Origin of the sequence: Ferrimonas sp. SCSIO 43195, assembly GCF_023716685.1 — a bacterium.
GTDB classification, from domain to species: Bacteria; Pseudomonadota; Gammaproteobacteria; order Enterobacterales; family Shewanellaceae; genus Ferrimonas; species Ferrimonas kyonanensis.
This window is the reverse complement of sequence record NZ_CP072679.1, coordinates 3,233,128-3,248,158: the sequence shown is the minus strand read 5'-3', so window position 1 is coordinate 3,248,158 and position 15,031 is coordinate 3,233,128. Positions and strand designations below refer to the sequence as shown.

At 56.8% G+C, this 15,031-nt stretch carries 19 protein-coding genes; 11 read left to right on the top strand and 8 right to left on the bottom strand.

Annotation, left to right across the window (positions count from 1 at the left end; genetic code table 11):
* The first annotated feature begins 2 nt into the window (after positions 1 to 2).
* The 3 genes from odhB (at position 3) to sucD (ending at position 3,341) form a co-directional block, all read left to right on the top strand.
* Positions 3 to 1,208: a 2-oxoglutarate dehydrogenase complex dihydrolipoyllysine-residue succinyltransferase gene (gene odhB / locus J8Z22_RS15175; protein ID WP_252006957.1), complete on the top strand. Its 1,206-nt coding sequence runs from the start codon at positions 3 to 5 to the stop codon at positions 1,206 to 1,208.
* Positions 1,209 to 1,302: 94 nt separating this feature from the next.
* Entirely contained in the window at positions 1,303 to 2,469 is a 1,167-nt protein-coding gene (sucC, locus tag J8Z22_RS15170) for an ADP-forming succinate--CoA ligase subunit beta (protein WP_028112310.1), read from the top strand.
* Positions 2,469 to 3,341, top strand: coding sequence for a succinate--CoA ligase subunit alpha (gene sucD / locus J8Z22_RS15165; protein WP_028112311.1), 873 nt, complete (start codon positions 2,469 to 2,471; stop codon positions 3,339 to 3,341). Before sucC ends, sucD begins: the two co-directional genes overlap by 1 nt.
* Before the next feature lie 249 nt (positions 3,342 to 3,590).
* Here the strand turns inward: sucD and J8Z22_RS15160 are convergent, their stop codons facing one another.
* On the bottom strand, positions 3,591 to 4,634 hold the full coding sequence (locus J8Z22_RS15160) for an energy transducer TonB (protein WP_028112312.1): 1,044 nt from the start codon (positions 4,632 to 4,634) through the stop codon (positions 3,591 to 3,593).
* 238 nt (positions 4,635 to 4,872) lie between these two features.
* Here J8Z22_RS15160 and J8Z22_RS15155 point away from each other — a divergent pair, with 238 nt between their 5' ends.
* Positions 4,873 to 5,175 carry a hypothetical protein gene (locus tag J8Z22_RS15155; RefSeq protein ID WP_028112313.1) on the top strand — a complete coding sequence of 101 codons (303 nt, stop codon included), beginning with the start codon at positions 4,873 to 4,875 and terminating at the stop codon, positions 5,173 to 5,175.
* Between the two features lie 55 nt (positions 5,176 to 5,230).
* Here J8Z22_RS15155 and J8Z22_RS15150 read toward each other — a convergent pair whose 3' ends face one another.
* Entirely contained in the window at positions 5,231 to 5,554 is a 324-nt protein-coding gene (locus J8Z22_RS15150) for an antibiotic biosynthesis monooxygenase (protein ID WP_028112314.1), read from the bottom strand.
* 100 nt (positions 5,555 to 5,654) lie between these two features.
* On the bottom strand, positions 5,655 to 5,993 hold the full coding sequence (locus tag J8Z22_RS15145) for a DUF1904 domain-containing protein (protein ID WP_252006956.1): 339 nt from the start codon (positions 5,991 to 5,993) through the stop codon (positions 5,655 to 5,657).
* Between the two features lie 173 nt (positions 5,994 to 6,166).
* On the opposite strand from J8Z22_RS15145, the gene J8Z22_RS15140 reads away from it, so the two are divergent.
* The 6 genes from J8Z22_RS15140 to J8Z22_RS15115 all read left to right on the top strand — a co-directional run bounded on the left by J8Z22_RS15140 (position 6,167) and on the right by J8Z22_RS15115 (position 11,249).
* Positions 6,167 to 6,448, top strand: coding sequence for a hypothetical protein (locus J8Z22_RS15140; protein ID WP_051252506.1), 282 nt, complete (start codon positions 6,167 to 6,169; stop codon positions 6,446 to 6,448).
* Positions 6,449 to 6,879: 431 nt separating this feature from the next.
* Entirely contained in the window at positions 6,880 to 7,368 is a 489-nt protein-coding gene (gene napF / locus J8Z22_RS15135; protein WP_028112316.1) for a ferredoxin-type protein NapF, read from the top strand.
* Positions 7,361 to 7,603, top strand: a complete 243-nt coding sequence (locus tag J8Z22_RS15130; RefSeq protein WP_028112317.1) for a chaperone NapD — start codon at positions 7,361 to 7,363, stop codon at positions 7,601 to 7,603. Before napF ends, J8Z22_RS15130 begins: the two co-directional genes overlap by 8 nt.
* A 26-nt stretch (positions 7,604 to 7,629) precedes the next feature.
* Entirely contained in the window at positions 7,630 to 10,122 is a 2,493-nt protein-coding gene (napA, locus tag J8Z22_RS15125; protein ID WP_252010486.1) for a nitrate reductase catalytic subunit NapA, read from the top strand.
* A 47-nt stretch (positions 10,123 to 10,169) separates the two neighbouring features.
* Entirely contained in the window at positions 10,170 to 10,616 is a 447-nt protein-coding gene (locus J8Z22_RS15120) for a nitrate reductase cytochrome c-type subunit (protein WP_035415558.1), read from the top strand.
* 3 nt (positions 10,617 to 10,619) lie between these two features.
* A complete protein-coding gene (locus J8Z22_RS15115) occupies positions 10,620 to 11,249 on the top strand; it encodes a NapC/NirT family cytochrome c (protein ID WP_051252507.1) in 630 nt (209 codons plus the stop codon).
* 73 nt (positions 11,250 to 11,322) lie between these two features.
* Here the strand turns inward: J8Z22_RS15115 and J8Z22_RS15110 are convergent, their stop codons facing one another.
* Positions 11,323 to 11,979 carry a DsbA family oxidoreductase gene (locus tag J8Z22_RS15110; RefSeq protein ID WP_028112320.1) on the bottom strand — a complete coding sequence of 219 codons (657 nt, stop codon included), beginning with the start codon at positions 11,977 to 11,979 and terminating at the stop codon, positions 11,323 to 11,325.
* A 170-nt stretch (positions 11,980 to 12,149) separates the two neighbouring features.
* A complete protein-coding gene (locus J8Z22_RS15105) occupies positions 12,150 to 12,947 on the bottom strand; it encodes a CLCA_X family protein (RefSeq protein WP_252006955.1) in 798 nt (265 codons plus the stop codon).
* Positions 12,948 to 13,122: 175 nt separating this feature from the next.
* On the opposite strand from J8Z22_RS15105, the gene J8Z22_RS15100 reads away from it, so the two are divergent.
* Positions 13,123 to 13,488: an acyl-CoA thioesterase gene (locus tag J8Z22_RS15100; protein WP_028112322.1), complete on the top strand. Its 366-nt coding sequence runs from the start codon at positions 13,123 to 13,125 to the stop codon at positions 13,486 to 13,488.
* Here the strand turns inward: J8Z22_RS15100 and J8Z22_RS15095 are convergent.
* From J8Z22_RS15095 to J8Z22_RS15085, 3 genes are all read right to left on the bottom strand, one after another.
* Positions 13,485 to 13,922 carry a PaaI family thioesterase gene (locus J8Z22_RS15095; protein WP_028112323.1) on the bottom strand — a complete coding sequence of 146 codons (438 nt, stop codon included), beginning with the start codon at positions 13,920 to 13,922 and terminating at the stop codon, positions 13,485 to 13,487. The two genes, J8Z22_RS15100 and J8Z22_RS15095, sit on opposite strands and share 4 nt — an antisense overlap.
* Before the next feature lie 30 nt (positions 13,923 to 13,952).
* Positions 13,953 to 14,306, bottom strand: coding sequence for a DUF952 domain-containing protein (locus J8Z22_RS15090; protein ID WP_028112324.1), 354 nt, complete (start codon positions 14,304 to 14,306; stop codon positions 13,953 to 13,955).
* A 71-nt stretch (positions 14,307 to 14,377) separates the two neighbouring features.
* Positions 14,378 to 14,995 carry a peroxiredoxin-like family protein gene (locus J8Z22_RS15085; RefSeq protein WP_028112325.1) on the bottom strand — a complete coding sequence of 206 codons (618 nt, stop codon included), beginning with the start codon at positions 14,993 to 14,995 and terminating at the stop codon, positions 14,378 to 14,380.
* Positions 14,996 to 15,031: the final 36 nt, after the last annotated feature.

Below are 15,031 nucleotides of genomic sequence, written 5' to 3'. Positions count from 1 at the left end.
AGATGAGCATCGAAATTAAGGTTCCCGTACTGCCAGAGTCAGTCGCCGATGCCTCCATCGCCACATGGCACGTTCAGCCAGGCGACAGCGTTAGCCGCGATCAGGTACTGGTCGACATTGAAACCGACAAAGTGGTGTTGGAAGTTCCGGCACCGGAAGACGGCGTCATCAGCGAAATTAAGCATGAAGAGGGCGATACCGTGCTCGGCGAGCAAGTCATTGCCCTGTTCAAGGCCGGTGCCGCTCCGGGTGCCGAAGTCAGCAAGCAGGAAGCCGAGGCCAAGGCTGATGCCCCTGCCGACGTGGCTGCAGAAGCCGGCGAGGGCAACGATGCCCTGAGTCCTTCGGTTCGTCGATTGATTGCCGAGCACAACCTGGACGCGGCGGCCATCACCGGCACCGGTGTCGGTGGCCGCATCAGCAAGGAAGACGTGGAAGCCTTCCTGAAGAGCAAGCCCGCGGCGGCGCCTGCGGTCCAGGCAGAAGCACCGGCGGTCGAGCTGTCGGGTCGCACCGACAAGCGGGTGCCGATGACCCGTCTGCGAAAGCGCATCGCCGAGCGACTGCTGGAGGCGAAGAACTCCACCGCCATGCTGACCACCTTCAATGAGGTCAACATGCAGCCGATCATGGTGCTGCGCAAGCAGTATCAGGACATCTTTGAAAAACGCCACGGCATTCGTCTGGGCTTTATGTCTTTCTACGTCAAAGCCGTGGTTGAGGCGCTGAAGCGTTATCCTCAGGTCAACGCGTCGCTGGATGGCGATGACATGGTGTATCACAACTACTTCGACATCAGCATCGCCGTGTCTACCCCCCGAGGTTTGGTGACGCCGGTACTGCGCGATGCCGACAAGCTGTCGGTGGCGGAGATCGAGAAGGGGATTAAAGAGCTGGCGATCAAAGGTCGCGACGGCAAGCTGACCGTGGAAGAGCTGACCGGCGGTAATTTCACCATTACCAACGGCGGCGTGTTCGGCAGCCTGATGTCCACCCCAATCATCAACCCACCTCAAAGTGCGATCCTGGGCATGCATGCCATCAAGGATCGGCCGATGGCGGTGGACGGTAAGGTCGAAATTCTGCCGATGATGTACCTGGCCCTGTCCTACGATCACCGGGTGATCGACGGCAAGGAGTCGGTCGGCTTCCTGGTTACCATTAAAGAGTTGTTGGAAGATCCTACGCGTCTGCTGTTGGACATCTAACCAAAAAAAGCGGTCGCCCTCGACACAGGGGCGACCACCCCATGCCCGGTCGGAGTTTAGGCCGGAATAACAAGACGTTATATGGATAGAACATATGAATCTGCATGAGTATCAAGCTAAGCAGCTGTTCGCTGAATACGGGCTGCCAGTTTCAGAGGGTTACGCCTGCTCCACCGCTCAGGAAGCGGCCGAAGCGGCGGATAAGATCGGCGGCGACAAGTGGGTCGTCAAGTGTCAGGTGCACGCCGGTGGCCGGGGCAAGGCCGGTGGCGTAAAGCTGGCCTCCAGCAAAGATGAGATCCGCGAGTTTGCACAGAACTGGCTGGGTAAGAACCTGGTGACCTACCAGACTGACGCCAATGGTCAGCCGGTCACCAAAATTCTGGTGGAGTCCTGCACCGACATCGATCAGGAGCTGTACCTGGGTGCCGTGGTGGATCGTGGCAGTCAACGGATCGTATTTATGGCCTCCACCGAAGGTGGCGTCGAGATTGAAAAGGTCGCGGAAGAGACGCCGGAGCTGATTCATAAAGCCGCCATCGATCCTCTGGTAGGGCCGCAAGCCTACCAGGGCCGTGAACTGGCGTTCAAGCTGGGCCTCAAGGGTGACCAGATCAAGCAGTTCACTAAAATCTTTATGGGTCTGGGTCAGATGTTCATCGATCTGGACTTTGCCCTGCTGGAGATCAACCCGCTGGTGATCACCGATCAAGGCAACCTGCACTGCCTGGATGGCAAGATCAACATCGACTCCAATGCGCTGTACCGTCAGTCCTCCATCCGCGAACTGCACGACCCGTCTCAGGAAGACGCTCGTGAAGCCCATGCGGCGCAGTGGGAGCTGAACTACGTGGCACTGGATGGCAACATCGGTTGCATGGTCAACGGTGCCGGCCTGGCCATGGGCACCATGGACATCGTCAACCTGCATGGCGGTCAGCCTGCCAACTTCCTGGATGTGGGCGGTGGTGCCACCAAGGAGCGGGTGACCGAAGCCTTTAAGATCATCCTGTCCGACGACAACGTCAAAGCGGTATTGGTCAACATCTTTGGCGGCATCGTTCGCTGCGATCTGATTGCCGACGGCGTGATTGGTGCCGTGGAAGAGGTTGGCGTCGCCGTCCCCGTGGTGGTGCGTCTGGAAGGAAATAATGCCGAGCTGGGCCAGAAGCGTCTGGCTGAGTCGGGTCTGAACATCATCGCTGCCACCAGTCTGACCGACGCCGCGCAGCAAGTAGTAAAAGCCGCGGAGGGTCAGTAATGAGCGTTCTAATCAATAAAGACACCAAGGTCATCTGTCAGGGCTTCACTGGCGGTCAGGGCACCTTCCACTCCGAGCAGGCCATTGCCTATGGCACTCAGATGGTGGGTGGCGTGTCCCCCGGTAAGGGCGGCACCGAGCACCTGGGTTTGCCGGTATTCAATACCGTTCGTGAAGCGGTGGCGGCCACCGGCGCAACCGCAACCGTCATCTACGTACCGGCGCCGTTCTGTAAAGACGCCATCCTGGAAGCCATCGATGCCGGCATTGAGCTGATCGTGACCATCACCGAAGGGATCCCGACCCTGGACATGCTGGACGTGAAGGTGAAGCTGGATCAAGCCGGTGTGCGGATGATTGGCCCCAACTGCCCCGGTGTGATCACTCCGGGGGAGTGCAAAATCGGCATCATGCCTGGCCACATTCACCAGCCTGGCAAGGTGGGCATCGTGTCCCGCTCCGGTACCCTGACCTACGAAGCGGTCAAGCAGACCACCGACGAAGGCTTCGGTCAGTCCACCTGTGTCGGCATTGGCGGTGACCCGATTCCGGGTTCCAACTTCATCGACGTACTGAAGATGTTCCAGGACGACCCGGCGACCGAGGCCATCGTGATGATCGGTGAAATCGGTGGTACCGCCGAAGAGGAAGCGGCGGCGTTCATCAAGGCCAACGTTACCAAGCCTGTGGTCTCTTACATCGCCGGTGTTACTGCCCCAGCGGGTAAGCGCATGGGCCACGCCGGTGCCATCATCGCCGGTGGTAAAGGGACCGCCGATGAGAAGTTCGCCGCCCTGGAAGACGCCGGCGTCAAGACGGTACGCTCCCTGGCGGAGATCGGCAGCGCGCTGCGCGAGATCACCGGTTGGTAAGGCCAGTTTCACTAGCCAGACGTTCAATCTACTGCGAAGGAGAAACTGTTCCAATTAAGGTGTAAGACGCCTCTGCTGGTGGCGCTTACCGTCAGTTGGGACAATTTCATCCGGCAGTCGTGAACCGAGAGTGAGTGACATTGGTTTCCGCTGTCCCGAGTCAGTGCTCACTCACTGGCTGACAGCAAAACGGGCCCCTCGGGGCCCGTTTTTTTATGGGTAAAGATCTGGGCTTTGCCGGCAGGGCAGTTACTGGGTTTTGAAATCGACTCGGACCATGGTGACCGCTTCTACCGCCTGGCCGTGTTCAAATTTGGGGGCATAGCGCCACTGGCTGACCGCCTTCTCGGTCGCTTTGACAAACAGGCGGCTACCGCGGTTTTCCACCAGTTCAGTGCCAGAGACAAAGCCGTTATCGTCAATGGTCAATTTCAGTACCACGGTGCCCTCCTGATGGCGTTTAAGGGTACTTCTTGGCCAGTGGGGCTCGACGCGATACAGAGGGCTGGCCTCGATATCGTCTTGCCAGGGCACCATCTGGCCGATGGCCAAGCAGTGGGTGGTGGCCGCCTCGCTCTGGCCCTGTTTCTCCAGCAAGGGAACCAGTCGAGAGTGGGCCGCCAGGGCATAGGGGTGAGAGTAGTCCAGAGTTTGAAACAGCCCCACCACCTTCTCATAGTGGTCGATGGCCTGCTCGGAATCGTTAAACCCCTGAGCATAGACGCCATTGAGGAATTCGGCCTCGGCCCGCTCAATGGTGTTGCCTTGCGCCTGCTGGGCAATCAGTGGCAATGCCTGTTGGGCATAGGTGCGCCCCTGACGAGCGTTATTGCCTGTCATGGCGTTGGCCAGGTCCATCAGCATTAGGCCGTGACTGAAGCTGTCCTTGCCATAATGACGCTCGCTGATGCGAACGTAATTGCGGTAGTAACTGCTGTGTTGGCCGTCGCTGTGTTGCTGCAGCGCCAGATAGAGATCCAGCAGTTCGACGGCGTCGTCACCATAGGTGCGTATAAATACCGGCAGTGCGGGTTTTAGCAGCCGGGTGGCGGCTTGGTGGTCCCGAGTCTGGTTGGCCAGATTCAGTGCCAGGGTGGCGGTGTTAATGGAGTCGTCGCCATACTCTTTACTGCCGAGCTCGTAGGCCAGCTTGGCGGTTTCGGCGATCTGTTTCGAGTTGCCGGTTTCAACGGCAGACAGATAGGCTTGATAGGCCTCGGAAGCATCGTTCCCGGCAAAGGCTCCGAGAGACAAACACAGCAGTAAAGGCGAGGCCCATAGTCGCTTTTTCATCTTAAACATCCTTGATTTTACAACAAAAGCGTCACAAGTCTAAAAGCCGTAGTTGATAGACACAAGCAGTTTTAATCCTTGGGTGATTGTATCTCTCCAACCTCGACGAGTTCCCGTAGCGGCGAAAATATTTCAGTTCTGGGGCGCAGATAACGTTTGATGGAGGAAGAGTGGTTTTGTGGCATCTCAACTGCTTTAATTGCACCATCACATATCTGAATCCAAATAAGGGATGAACATGTTTAAGACACTGGTTAAGGTAGCGGGTTCCGCCATTCTGGCTCTGGGCCTGGCTGCGGGCGTTCAGGCGGCGGAACTGCATAAAGGTGAAGTGGTTGAGACCATGAACGCCGGTGGCTACACCTATGTCCAGATCAAGGAAGAGGGCAAGCTGGTTTGGGCGGCTGCGCCTCAGACTCAGGTTAAAAAGGGCGACACCGTCGAGTTTGATGAGCAGATGAACCTGCCTAGCTTTGAGAGCAAGAGCCTGAAGCGAACTTTCTCACCGATCATCTTTGCCGGGAAAATCGCCGTTAAATAAGGCGCTTTCAAGTTTACAAAAAGGACCCTGAGGGTCCTTTTTTTGTGCCTGATGATTACTGCGGAGCTTGCTGGCGTTCATCGTGGGTGTAATCCCGGACAATCTGGCCGACTCGAATTCGGTAGGAGTGAAACAGAGAGTCACGTCCCTGTTTCTGAGCCAACTGATGATCCATCTGCTGGCGCCAACTGGCGATGGCAGCCTCGCTCTCCCAGAACGACAGGCTCAGCAGTTTGCCTTCCTCGACCAGACTTTGAAATCGCTCGATGGAGAGGAGTCCGGGTTGGTGCTGCAACAAGGGGCGCAGGGAGGCCGCGAGGTCCAGATACGCCTGTTTACCTTGCGCTTTGGGAGTAACTTCAAAGATGACGGCCAGCATGGGGTCTCCTGAGTGGGTCAAAATAGCAATGACACTGGCGAAGTTGTGGACAACGCCGGTATCGATGAGGCGCTCAGGCTATCTTACCCCCGGTGAGAGGTCAAAAGTGGCGACCATTTTCGTAATAATTACGTTGGCTTAGCGGCGTAAAACGCACTCCGATGTCGATGTCGTCGTCGGCCAGTTGGGCGCGTATGGCATCGGTGATTTGAGCGGCCACTTCGTCTTGAATGAGCGTGTCTCTGGCAAACCACAGCACCTCGACCATGGGGTAGCCGTTGGCATCCATCTGGTCATCGAAGATAAACTCCGTCGGCACTAACTCGATGGTGAAATGATCTCGTGGACACTCGACCAATTTTGCCAAGGCGTCGATGAGCGCGGTGCTCATATGCATGATGTGTTGGCGTTCCATACCGCTGATTCGAAGATGAGGCATCTGGACTCTCCCGTTGAGTAAACACATTTTAGTGTCAATCGGCAGGCTTTTCCTTGATGATCTAGACTGAGGCCAAGGGAGGAAGAGTGATGTCTTTACGTTATTTGTTGTTAGTAGGATTTTTTTTATCGCCTTTGGCATTGGCTAATGGGCCTAAAAGTGAGCACAAGTCGGTGGAGCAGAAGGGGAAGTCTGCCCTGCACCGGCAGCAGCATATTCCAGGGGAAACCACGCCGTTGCCCTATGGCCTGGAAAAAAAACTGGCGCGTGGTGAGCCGTTGCCGCCGGGATGGCAGCGCAAGCTTAAGGTCGGCGACACTCTGGATGCCCGTATTATCCAGCGCAGTACCGTTGTTGAGCGCAACAAGGCCGCCAATTCAGTGACCATCGAGGCCGATGGTGGCCGGTTGCGGATCAATAAGCTCAGCGGCGAAGTGCTGGCAATCCTCAACTGAGTCAGCCTTAAGCGTCCGATTGCGCCAGTTTCTGGCTGGAACTGGTGCGGTCGTTGAATCAATTCAACCCCACCTTCTAAGCGCGTCGTCATTGTTCAACGTCCCCTATGCACATGACGCACCGCCCTGTTTACGTATCGATTTGGCCGTTGGCTGCAGTCGACCGCGAGTGTTTTTCCGTTTGATCCTTTTCTTTCACCTTTTTTATCAGTGCTTTAAAAAAGATGAGGTGGGTGTGCGTTAGCTCAAATTCTGAAGTAAAAACGTGAGGATAAAAAGCAACCAAAACGGTGCATTTTATTGATAAGGATCAATCGAACTTCCATCTATTTCCTATTGGGTATATCACCCCGTTAACCCTGAAGTTACATTCTCACAAACAATGAAGATTTATCAGATTATTGTCTGTTTTTTTTGACTGGGACAACAAGATGGGACGAGCTCCTTTGTGGCGACGAATGACCGGCAAGCCTGCCGAGGTGATTCGAATGCCGCATTTGGTTTCTGAAACGCGCTTCACCGATGGCTGCAGTCGCTGCCAGAAGTGTGTTGAGCGTTGCGAAACCGGGGTCATCGTCATTGGTACCGGGGGCTTTCCTGAACTCGATTTTGATAAGGCGGAGTGCAGTTTTTGTGGCCAATGTGCCGCGGCCTGTCCCGAGCCCCTGTTTCTGCCAGCGGAAGACGCACCCTGGCCTTACGCGGTCGCACTGTCGGATTCTTGCCTTACCTTCAAGGGCATTGAGTGTCGCAGTTGTGCCGACGCATGCGAAGAAGCCGCCATCGTGTTCAAGCCTGCCATTGGCATCTCTCATCCTATTCTCTCAACGGCTTGTACAGGCTGTGGTGCCTGCCTATCTCGTTGTCCCAGTCAATCCCTCTCACTAAAACAAGAGCTTAAGGAGCCAAGCCATGACTGAACACATCTGTTCACTGGTGGTGAACGCGGTCCCCGAGGCGCGCTTTCAGGTGGAAGCCGCACTGAATCAGCTTGATGGGGTCAGTGTCGAGATTAACGACCCCAGCGGCAAGTTGGTGGTGCTGCTGCAGCACCGGCAACAGCAGCCTCAGGTGGAGTGTATTGACCACATTAAAGGCTTGGACGGGGTGGGCGCCACCTCATTGATCTATCACCAACGGCTTTCTAACGACTGACCATTACTCGCTTCAAGGAATGGATGATGAAATTAACTCGTCGAGAATTTGTAAAGGCACAGGCCATTGCCGCCGGTGCGGTGGCCGCGGAGCTTTCCGTCCCCGCTTCTGCCAAGGGCATTATTGCGACCCGCAGTGACGATAAGATTCAGTGGGACAAGGCACCATGTCGCTTCTGCGGTACCGGCTGTTCGGTACTGGTGGGCACCAACCAGGGTAAAGTGGTGGCGGTGCAGGGTGACCCCCAAGCCCCGGTGAATCGAGGCCTGACCTGCATCAAGGGTTACTTCCTGCCTAAAATCATGTACGGCAAAGACCGCCTGACTCAGCCGATGCTCCGCAAGAGTAACGGCAAGTACGATAAAAATGGTGAGTTTACCCCGGTCTCCTGGGACGAAGCCTTCGACGTGATGGCCGACAAGTTCAAGCAGGCATTGAAGGACAAGGGGCCGACTTCGGTGGGCATGTTCGGCTCCGGCCAGTGGACCGTGTGGGAAGGCTACGCTGCCGCCAAGTTGTTTAAGGCCGGCTTCCGTTCCAATAACATCGACCCCAATGCCCGCCACTGTATGGCGTCGGCGGTGGGCGGCTTCATGCGCACCTTTGGTATCGATGAGCCCATGGGCTGCTATGACGACCTCGAGCAGGCGGATGCCTTTGTGCTGTGGGGTTCCAACATGGCCGAGATGCACCCGATTCTGTGGTCGCGACTCAGTGCCCGTAAGTTGTCAGCCGAGCATGTGAAGGTGGCGGTGTTGTCCACCTATCAACATCGCAGCTTCGAGTTGGCAGACAACCCGATCGTGTTCACGCCGCAAACCGACCTGGCGATTCTTAACTTCATCGCCAACTACATCATTCAAAACGACAAAGTAAATCACGACTTTGTCAGCAAGCACACCAACTTCCGCAAAGGTACCACCGACATCGGTTACGGCCTGCGCCCCGAACATCCACTGGAGCAGGCGGCCAAGAACCCGGGTAAGGGCAGCTCTGAGGCTATCGATTTTGAAGCCTTTAAAGCCTACGTGGCCGATTACGATGTCGACAGTGTCGCCAAACTGTCCGGAGTCGAGGCTGACAAGCTGATCGCCCTGGCCGAGCTGTACGCCGATCCCAATCGCAAGGTGGTGTCCTACTGGACCATGGGCTTTAACCAGCACACCCGTGGGGTGTGGGCCAACAACCTGGTGTACAACATCCACCTGTTGACCGGCAAAATCTCCGAGCCCGGCAACGGTCCATTTTCCCTGACCGGTCAGCCTTCCGCCTGTGGTACCGCCCGTGAAGTGGGCACCTTCGCTCACCGTTTGCCTGCGGACATGGTGGTAAAAAATCCCAAGCACCGCGCCTACGCCGAGAAGATCTGGAAACTGCCTGAGGGCACCATCCCGCCGAAGCCCGGTTACCACGCCGTGTTGCAAGACCGGATGCTGAAAGATCGTAAGCTCAACGCCTACTGGGTGATGTGCAACAACAACATGCAGGCTGGCCCCAACATCAATGAAGAACGCCTGCCCGGCTACCGGGACCCGGCCAACTTCGTGGTGACCTCTGACCCCTATCCGACCGTGACCGCCATGGCTTCGGACCTGATTCTGCCTACCGCCATGTGGGTGGAGAAAGAGGGCGCCTACGGCAATGCCGAACGCCGGACCCAGTTCTGGTATCAGCAGGTTCAGGCTCCCGGTGAGGCCAAGTCAGACTTGTGGCAACTGGTGGAGTTCTCCAAGCGCTTCAAGATGGAGGAGGTGTGGCCCGCCGATTTGCTGGCGAAGGCGCCAGAATACAAAGGCAAAACCTTATTCGACGTGCTGTTTGCCAACGGTCAGGTCGATCAGTATGGCTTGGATCAGGTGCCGGAGCAGCGCCTGAATGACGATGCCCGGGCGGCCGGCTTCTATGTGCAGAAGGGCTTGTTCGAGGAGTACGCCATCTTTGGTCGCGATCATGGCCACGACCTGGCGCCGTTTGAACGCTATCACCAGGAGCGCGGCTTGCGCTGGCCTGTGGTCAATGGTCAGGAAACCAAGTGGCGCTTTAAAGAGGGCAGCGATCCTTACGTTAAAGCCGGCAGCGACTTCCAGTTCTACGGCAAGCCGGATGGCCGGGCGGTGATCTTTGCCCTGCCGTACGAGCCTGCGGCCGAGTCACCGGACCAGGAGTTTAACCTGTGGCTGTCCACCGGCCGGGTGTTGGAACACTGGCACACCGGCACCATGACCCAGCGCGTTCCCGAACTGTACCGGGCCTTCCCAGACGCCGTGGTGTTTATGCATCCGCTGGATGCCAAGGAGCGGGGCCTGCGACGGGGCGATAAGGTGATTGTCAGCTCTCGTCGCGGGGAAGTGGAGACCGTGGTGGAAACCCGAGGCCGCAATAAGCCGCCACAGGGCCTGGTGTTCATGCCGTTCTTCGACGCCAGCACCCTGGTCAATAAGCTGACCCTGGACGCCACCGACCCGCTGTCCAAAGAGACCGATTACAAAAAGTGCGCCGTCAAAGTGCGTAAAGCCTGATTGTGATGGGCCCGGTTGGGCCCGTATCTGAAGAGTTGGAGAACACCATGAAACTGCGATTTGCCGTACTGGGCGCACTGGTGCTGCCGCTGCTGGCCACCGCTGTCGAAGAAACACAATTTGGAATGCGCGCCGATGTGCCGCTGGAGCAAACCAATAAGGCGCCTGATCTGAAGAAAATCCGTAAGGAGATGGATCGGCAGCCGCTGAACTACGTGAATCAGCCGCCGCTGATTCCTCATAAGGTTCAGGGTTACCAGATCTCTCAATCCACCAACCGCTGCCTGCAGTGTCACGATGTGGAGAACTACCTGACCACAGGTGCACCTCGGGTCAGCCCGACCCACTTCACCGACCGTGATGGGGTGGTTCAGCCTCATGTGGCGCCCCGGCGTTATCTGTGTCTGCAGTGTCACGTGACCCAGGCGGATGTGAATCCGCCAGTGGCCAATACCTTTGAGGGCATGGGCCAGTTTGCCAAGGACAAGGAGTAGGGCATGAAACTACCTAGCTTTATTACCGGGTTGTGGGGCTGGCTGCGCCGGCCCAGCGGCCGGGCCCTGGGCAGCTTGCTGCTGGTGGGGTTTGTCGGCGGCATTATGTTCTGGGGGGCGTTTAACACCGGCATGGAGATGACCAACCAGGAGCAGTTTTGCATCGGTTGTCACGAGATGCAGGTGAACGTCTACGAGGAGTACATCACCACGGTGCATTACAACAACCGCAGTGGGGTGCGAGCCACCTGTCCGGATTGCCATGTACCTAAAGACTGGACCCACAAGATTGTCCGCAAGATCCAGGCATCAAAAGAGTTGTGGGGCAAGGCGATAGGGATTGTTGATACGCCGAAGAAATTCAGTGATCACCGTCTGGTAATGGCCGAACGGGAGTGGGCGCGGATGCGCAAAACCGACTCTCAGGAGTGCCGCAATTGTCATAACTTCGAGTATATGGACTTTACCGAACAGAAAAGCGTCGCCGGTCGCATGCACGCCTCGGCCAGCGAGCTGGGTAAAACCTGCATCGACTGCCACAAAGGCATTGCCCACCGACTGCCGGAAGATTACGCCGGCAATGATGCCATCTCTCAGGCATTGCAGGTGATGCCTCAGGGCGCCAGTCACTGATCATCTTGACAGCAAACAAACTCAAAAGGGGAAACGCCAGGCGTTTCCCCTTTTTTTATGGTGATGCAGTGGCTCAGCTGGCCTGTTTCAGGTGGCCGGCAATTTCTCGCAGGTCATTGATGAAGGTGTCCACAGGTTGGCCGCCGTTGATGGCGTATTGATCATTAATGATGAAAGCCGGCACCGAGGTAATGCCCATGCGGACGTATTTTTGTTGCTGCTTTCGAACCTGTTCGCCAAACGCATCCCCGGCCAGAACTCCCTCAGCCTCGGCCTTGTCCAGACCGGCCTCAACCGCGCACTGCAGCAGGGTGTCGCAGTCATCCGGGTTGCCGCCGTCGGTAAAGTAGAGGCTGAACAGAGCCAGTTTCAGTTCGGTCTGTTTGCCCTGGCTCTCGGCCCAGTGCAGCAGCCGGTGGGCCTTGAAGGTGTTAAAGGTATTGGGCTGGCGGTCGAGGCACATGTCAAAGCCAAGGTTAGCGGCGCGCTTGGTGATCACCAGTTGATTCTGGCCGATCTGGGCGTCGGTGTAGCCGTATTTGGTTTTCAGGTTGTCGACTTTGGGCTGGCCTTCCGGACCCAGGTTCGGGTTGATCTCGAAAGGTTGCCAGTGAAGCTCGGCGTCAATCTCTCCCTGAAGCTGAGTCAGTGCCTGTTGCAGGGCCTGGTAACCAATAATGCACCAGGGGCAAGTAACATCGGAAACGATATCGATACGAAGTTGGGTCATGTCCATCACCAAATCATGTTCGAAGCTCCACACTACTGAGTAACCTTCGGGGGGTCAATCAGTGACCAATGCTTATCAAAGCATAAAAAACAGCAATTGCTGGTAGGATCACCGCAGGCCACAAAAGTGTCGTTTCGATCGTTTTTTTGAGCTTGGTCACGTGATCGGGATCACTGTGAGTAAAGGGCTTTTCCCAATGGGGAAAAGTAGTCATGGAGTCGGCATTGAATCTGTTGTCGGTGCGCTGAAGACGGGTAGGCACCGGCGCCGGCCAATTTGCCAGCCTGGGTACCACTGACCAGATAGTGGTTTCGCACCTGAGGGTGGGCCTGGATGCAGGCCTCAAAAGCTCTGGCCATCAACTCGGTGGGCAGGCTGAAGTAGCGTCGTCCCAGTTGCTCATCCAGTGCCAGGGCGCGCTCGACAAAATCGCCGTGGTCATCGTTGTCCGGCGCAAACACCGCATTGAACAGTTCTGACAGCCTCTGGTTCAGCGGGTGAGGCTGCATCGGTTGCTGCAACAGCCACAGATTGCTGGCAAAGGCGCTGGCCTTGGTGGGGGGGATAAACGCCTTGGTGGCGATGTGATGATCGAATGCGTGCCAATACTCGTGCGCCAGGGCGCCGGCACCGGCATTTTTGGCTAGGGCGAGGGTGTGGGCGGCCGGCTCATAATGGGCCTGACTGTGGCGGCTGCCTTCGGTGCCAAAAGCCAGATGCAGCTTACCCCTGAGCCCAATCACCACCGGAGGTACGTTGAGAATGTAGGCCAGGTCGGCCATGGCATCGAACACCAGGTTGGCGGCCAGTTGCTGTTCCTGCTTGTTTACCCAGCGCCCCAGCCGCACGCCTGCGAGGCCAAACTGATCTCGAATGTCGGCAAAGGATACGTCGTCACCAAAGCGGTAATCCGGGCCGCGTCGATAGTAGTCACGGGATAGGGCTGAAGAGGGGGTAGGGCGAGTCATAGCGGATCTATACCCCATAGACAGGGCTTTCTCAAGGGCAGCCATTGCACCAGGTTGGCGCAAGACTTCGGCTTCGGCTCAGCAGTAATCATCTAATGCTTTGTTTTATCAATAATTTACAATTTTGGCACGCTGCTGGCTTAGTGTTTGTTTTCGCAGACTGAAGGAGAGCATGATGAAGTATTACTCTCGACGGGTGGTGAAACCGGAAGACTTAAATCCGGCCCAGAGGTTATTTGGTGGTCGGTTGCTGGCCTGGATAGATGAAGAGGCCGGCATTTTTGCCAGTTGCCAGATGAATAGCCGCCGTTTGGTGACCAAATGCATCTCTGAGATTAACTTCGTCTCTGCCGGAGAGTTGGGGGACATCATTGAGTTCGGTCTTGAGCTGGCAGAGCAGGGGCGCACTTCGGTCACCGTCCGCTGCCAGGTGCGTAACAAGCTGACCGCCAGGGTGATTGTTGTCATCGATAAGATGGTGTTTGTGAACCTCAATGAACAGGGGCGCCCGGCCCCCCACGGTCTGGCCCAGGCTGGCTAGGCCATGGCCTGAATCAGGCAGCTGGCGGTGGCGTGAGCGTAGACCTTGCCGTCGCGGTCGGTCAGGGTGCCCTCGCTGATCCCCAGCGAGCGGGACAGGTTGATCACCTTGCCTTCGGCGATCAGGGTCACCCCTCGAGGTACCGGGCGAACCATTTTGACATTGAGGTCGACGGTACCATAGCCAACACCAGCACTGAGCAGGGTATGCACGGCGCAGCCGGTGACCGAGTCCAACACCGTGGCAGTAAAGCCGCCATGAACGCCCCCTAAAGGGTTAAGGTGGCGATCATCCGCCTGCACTTCGAAGCGCACTTTTCCTGCTTCGGCTTCGGTGGCCACCATGGGAATGGTGTGGCTGATGGACGGCGCGGGCAACTGGCCGTCTATCATCGCTTGCATTAATTGCAGTCCGGTGAGGTTCATGGGGTTCATCCTAAACTCCTTGGCTGGCGTAGGCGGTGGTTAGGGTTGCAGGGTAAATCCGCTCTCCGGGTGGTAGTCGAAATGCAGGATTTCGGTGACCATGGACAGCGTCAGGGCATCGATATTGGCACAGGGCTGTGGCCAGGGCTTGTCGGCGCTGGGCGGGTAATGGCTGAGACTGTCGGCAATGGCATCCGGATCGATGCGCAGTGCCAGGGGTTGGTCCTGTTCACTGAAATAGTGGTTGGTTACCTGTTCAAGGGAATCGAATTGGTTCAGGTGGATGTGACCATGCTGGCGATCGGAAGCGCACAGCGGCACGGTATCGGTTTTCTGAGTGTGTTGCCAGTCGCTTAGGCTGACCACTTTAAACAGCGAAGATAGCAAGGGCATACTCCTATTGCGGTACTATCCCCAAGCTATCAGATCCGACCACTGAATAACATATCTGTCGAGGGATTCCGCTACCTGAGTTGGCCCATCATCCCTTTGGCGGCTGCAAGGATCAGCTCCGGGGTTACTCGAACCTTGTAGTTGGGATTCAGATAGGAGAAATGCACCAGGCCATCGGCGTCCACCAGATACACCGCCGGTACCGGCAACACCACCCGCTCGCTGCCTTCGGCGGTGACCAGACGTTTGCCCATCTTTCCCTTGTAGGCGTCGGACAGCTTGGCGTCCAGGGTGTAGGCGATACCAAAGGCTTCACTGGCTTGCAGGTCCCGATCGGACAGCAGTTGGTAGCTGACGTCATCGGGACCATCTCGCAGTTGCTCGGCCGGATCCGGTGACAGGGCGATGATGCCAATGCCCATCTGTTTCAGCTCCGCTTCGATGCTTCGCAAACCCGACAATTGCGCGTTGCAGTAGGGGCACCAGCCACCACGGTAAAACACCAGTAGCGCTGGTTTGCCGTTCCGCCACTGGGTCAGTGATTGGCGCTGGCCTTCGGGGCTGGTCAGTTGCGGCGAGGGCACCTGCATGCCGTTGAGCAGCGGGGTGAGTTCGGTGGCCGACGGGGCGATGACAGCCCGAACCGGCAGCGATAAAAACAGAGTAATCAGAATTCCCCAAAGTTTCATTACGAGGTCCTTTTCAAAGAGTGAATGCTCAGTGAC

Coding starts and splice junctions, on each gene's coding strand:
- odhB (WP_252006957.1), top strand. CDS start 3: ATGAGCATCGAAATTAAGGTTCCCGTACTGCCAGAGTCAGTCGCCGAT.
- sucC (WP_028112310.1), top strand. CDS start 1,303: ATGAATCTGCATGAGTATCAAGCTAAGCAGCTGTTCGCTGAATACGGG.
- sucD (WP_028112311.1), top strand. CDS start 2,469: ATGAGCGTTCTAATCAATAAAGACACCAAGGTCATCTGTCAGGGCTTC.
- J8Z22_RS15160 (WP_028112312.1), bottom strand. CDS start 4,634: ATGAAAAAGCGACTATGGGCCTCGCCTTTACTGCTGTGTTTGTCTCTC.
- J8Z22_RS15155 (WP_028112313.1), top strand. CDS start 4,873: ATGTTTAAGACACTGGTTAAGGTAGCGGGTTCCGCCATTCTGGCTCTG.
- J8Z22_RS15150 (WP_028112314.1), bottom strand. CDS start 5,554: ATGCTGGCCGTCATCTTTGAAGTTACTCCCAAAGCGCAAGGTAAACAG.
- J8Z22_RS15145 (WP_252006956.1), bottom strand. CDS start 5,993: ATGCCTCATCTTCGAATCAGCGGTATGGAACGCCAACACATCATGCAT.
- napF (WP_028112316.1), top strand. CDS start 6,880: ATGGGACGAGCTCCTTTGTGGCGACGAATGACCGGCAAGCCTGCCGAG.
- J8Z22_RS15130 (WP_028112317.1), top strand. CDS start 7,361: ATGACTGAACACATCTGTTCACTGGTGGTGAACGCGGTCCCCGAGGCG.
- napA (WP_252010486.1), top strand. CDS start 7,630: ATGAAATTAACTCGTCGAGAATTTGTAAAGGCACAGGCCATTGCCGCC.
- J8Z22_RS15120 (WP_035415558.1), top strand. CDS start 10,170: ATGAAACTGCGATTTGCCGTACTGGGCGCACTGGTGCTGCCGCTGCTG.
- J8Z22_RS15115 (WP_051252507.1), top strand. CDS start 10,620: ATGAAACTACCTAGCTTTATTACCGGGTTGTGGGGCTGGCTGCGCCGG.
- J8Z22_RS15110 (WP_028112320.1), bottom strand. CDS start 11,979: ATGACCCAACTTCGTATCGATATCGTTTCCGATGTTACTTGCCCCTGG.
- J8Z22_RS15105 (WP_252006955.1), bottom strand. CDS start 12,947: ATGACTCGCCCTACCCCCTCTTCAGCCCTATCCCGTGACTACTATCGA.
- J8Z22_RS15100 (WP_028112322.1), top strand. CDS start 13,123: ATGAAGTATTACTCTCGACGGGTGGTGAAACCGGAAGACTTAAATCCG.
- J8Z22_RS15095 (WP_028112323.1), bottom strand. CDS start 13,922: ATGAACCCCATGAACCTCACCGGACTGCAATTAATGCAAGCGATGATA.
- J8Z22_RS15090 (WP_028112324.1), bottom strand. CDS start 14,306: ATGCCCTTGCTATCTTCGCTGTTTAAAGTGGTCAGCCTAAGCGACTGG.
- J8Z22_RS15085 (WP_028112325.1), bottom strand. CDS start 14,995: ATGAAACTTTGGGGAATTCTGATTACTCTGTTTTTATCGCTGCCGGTT.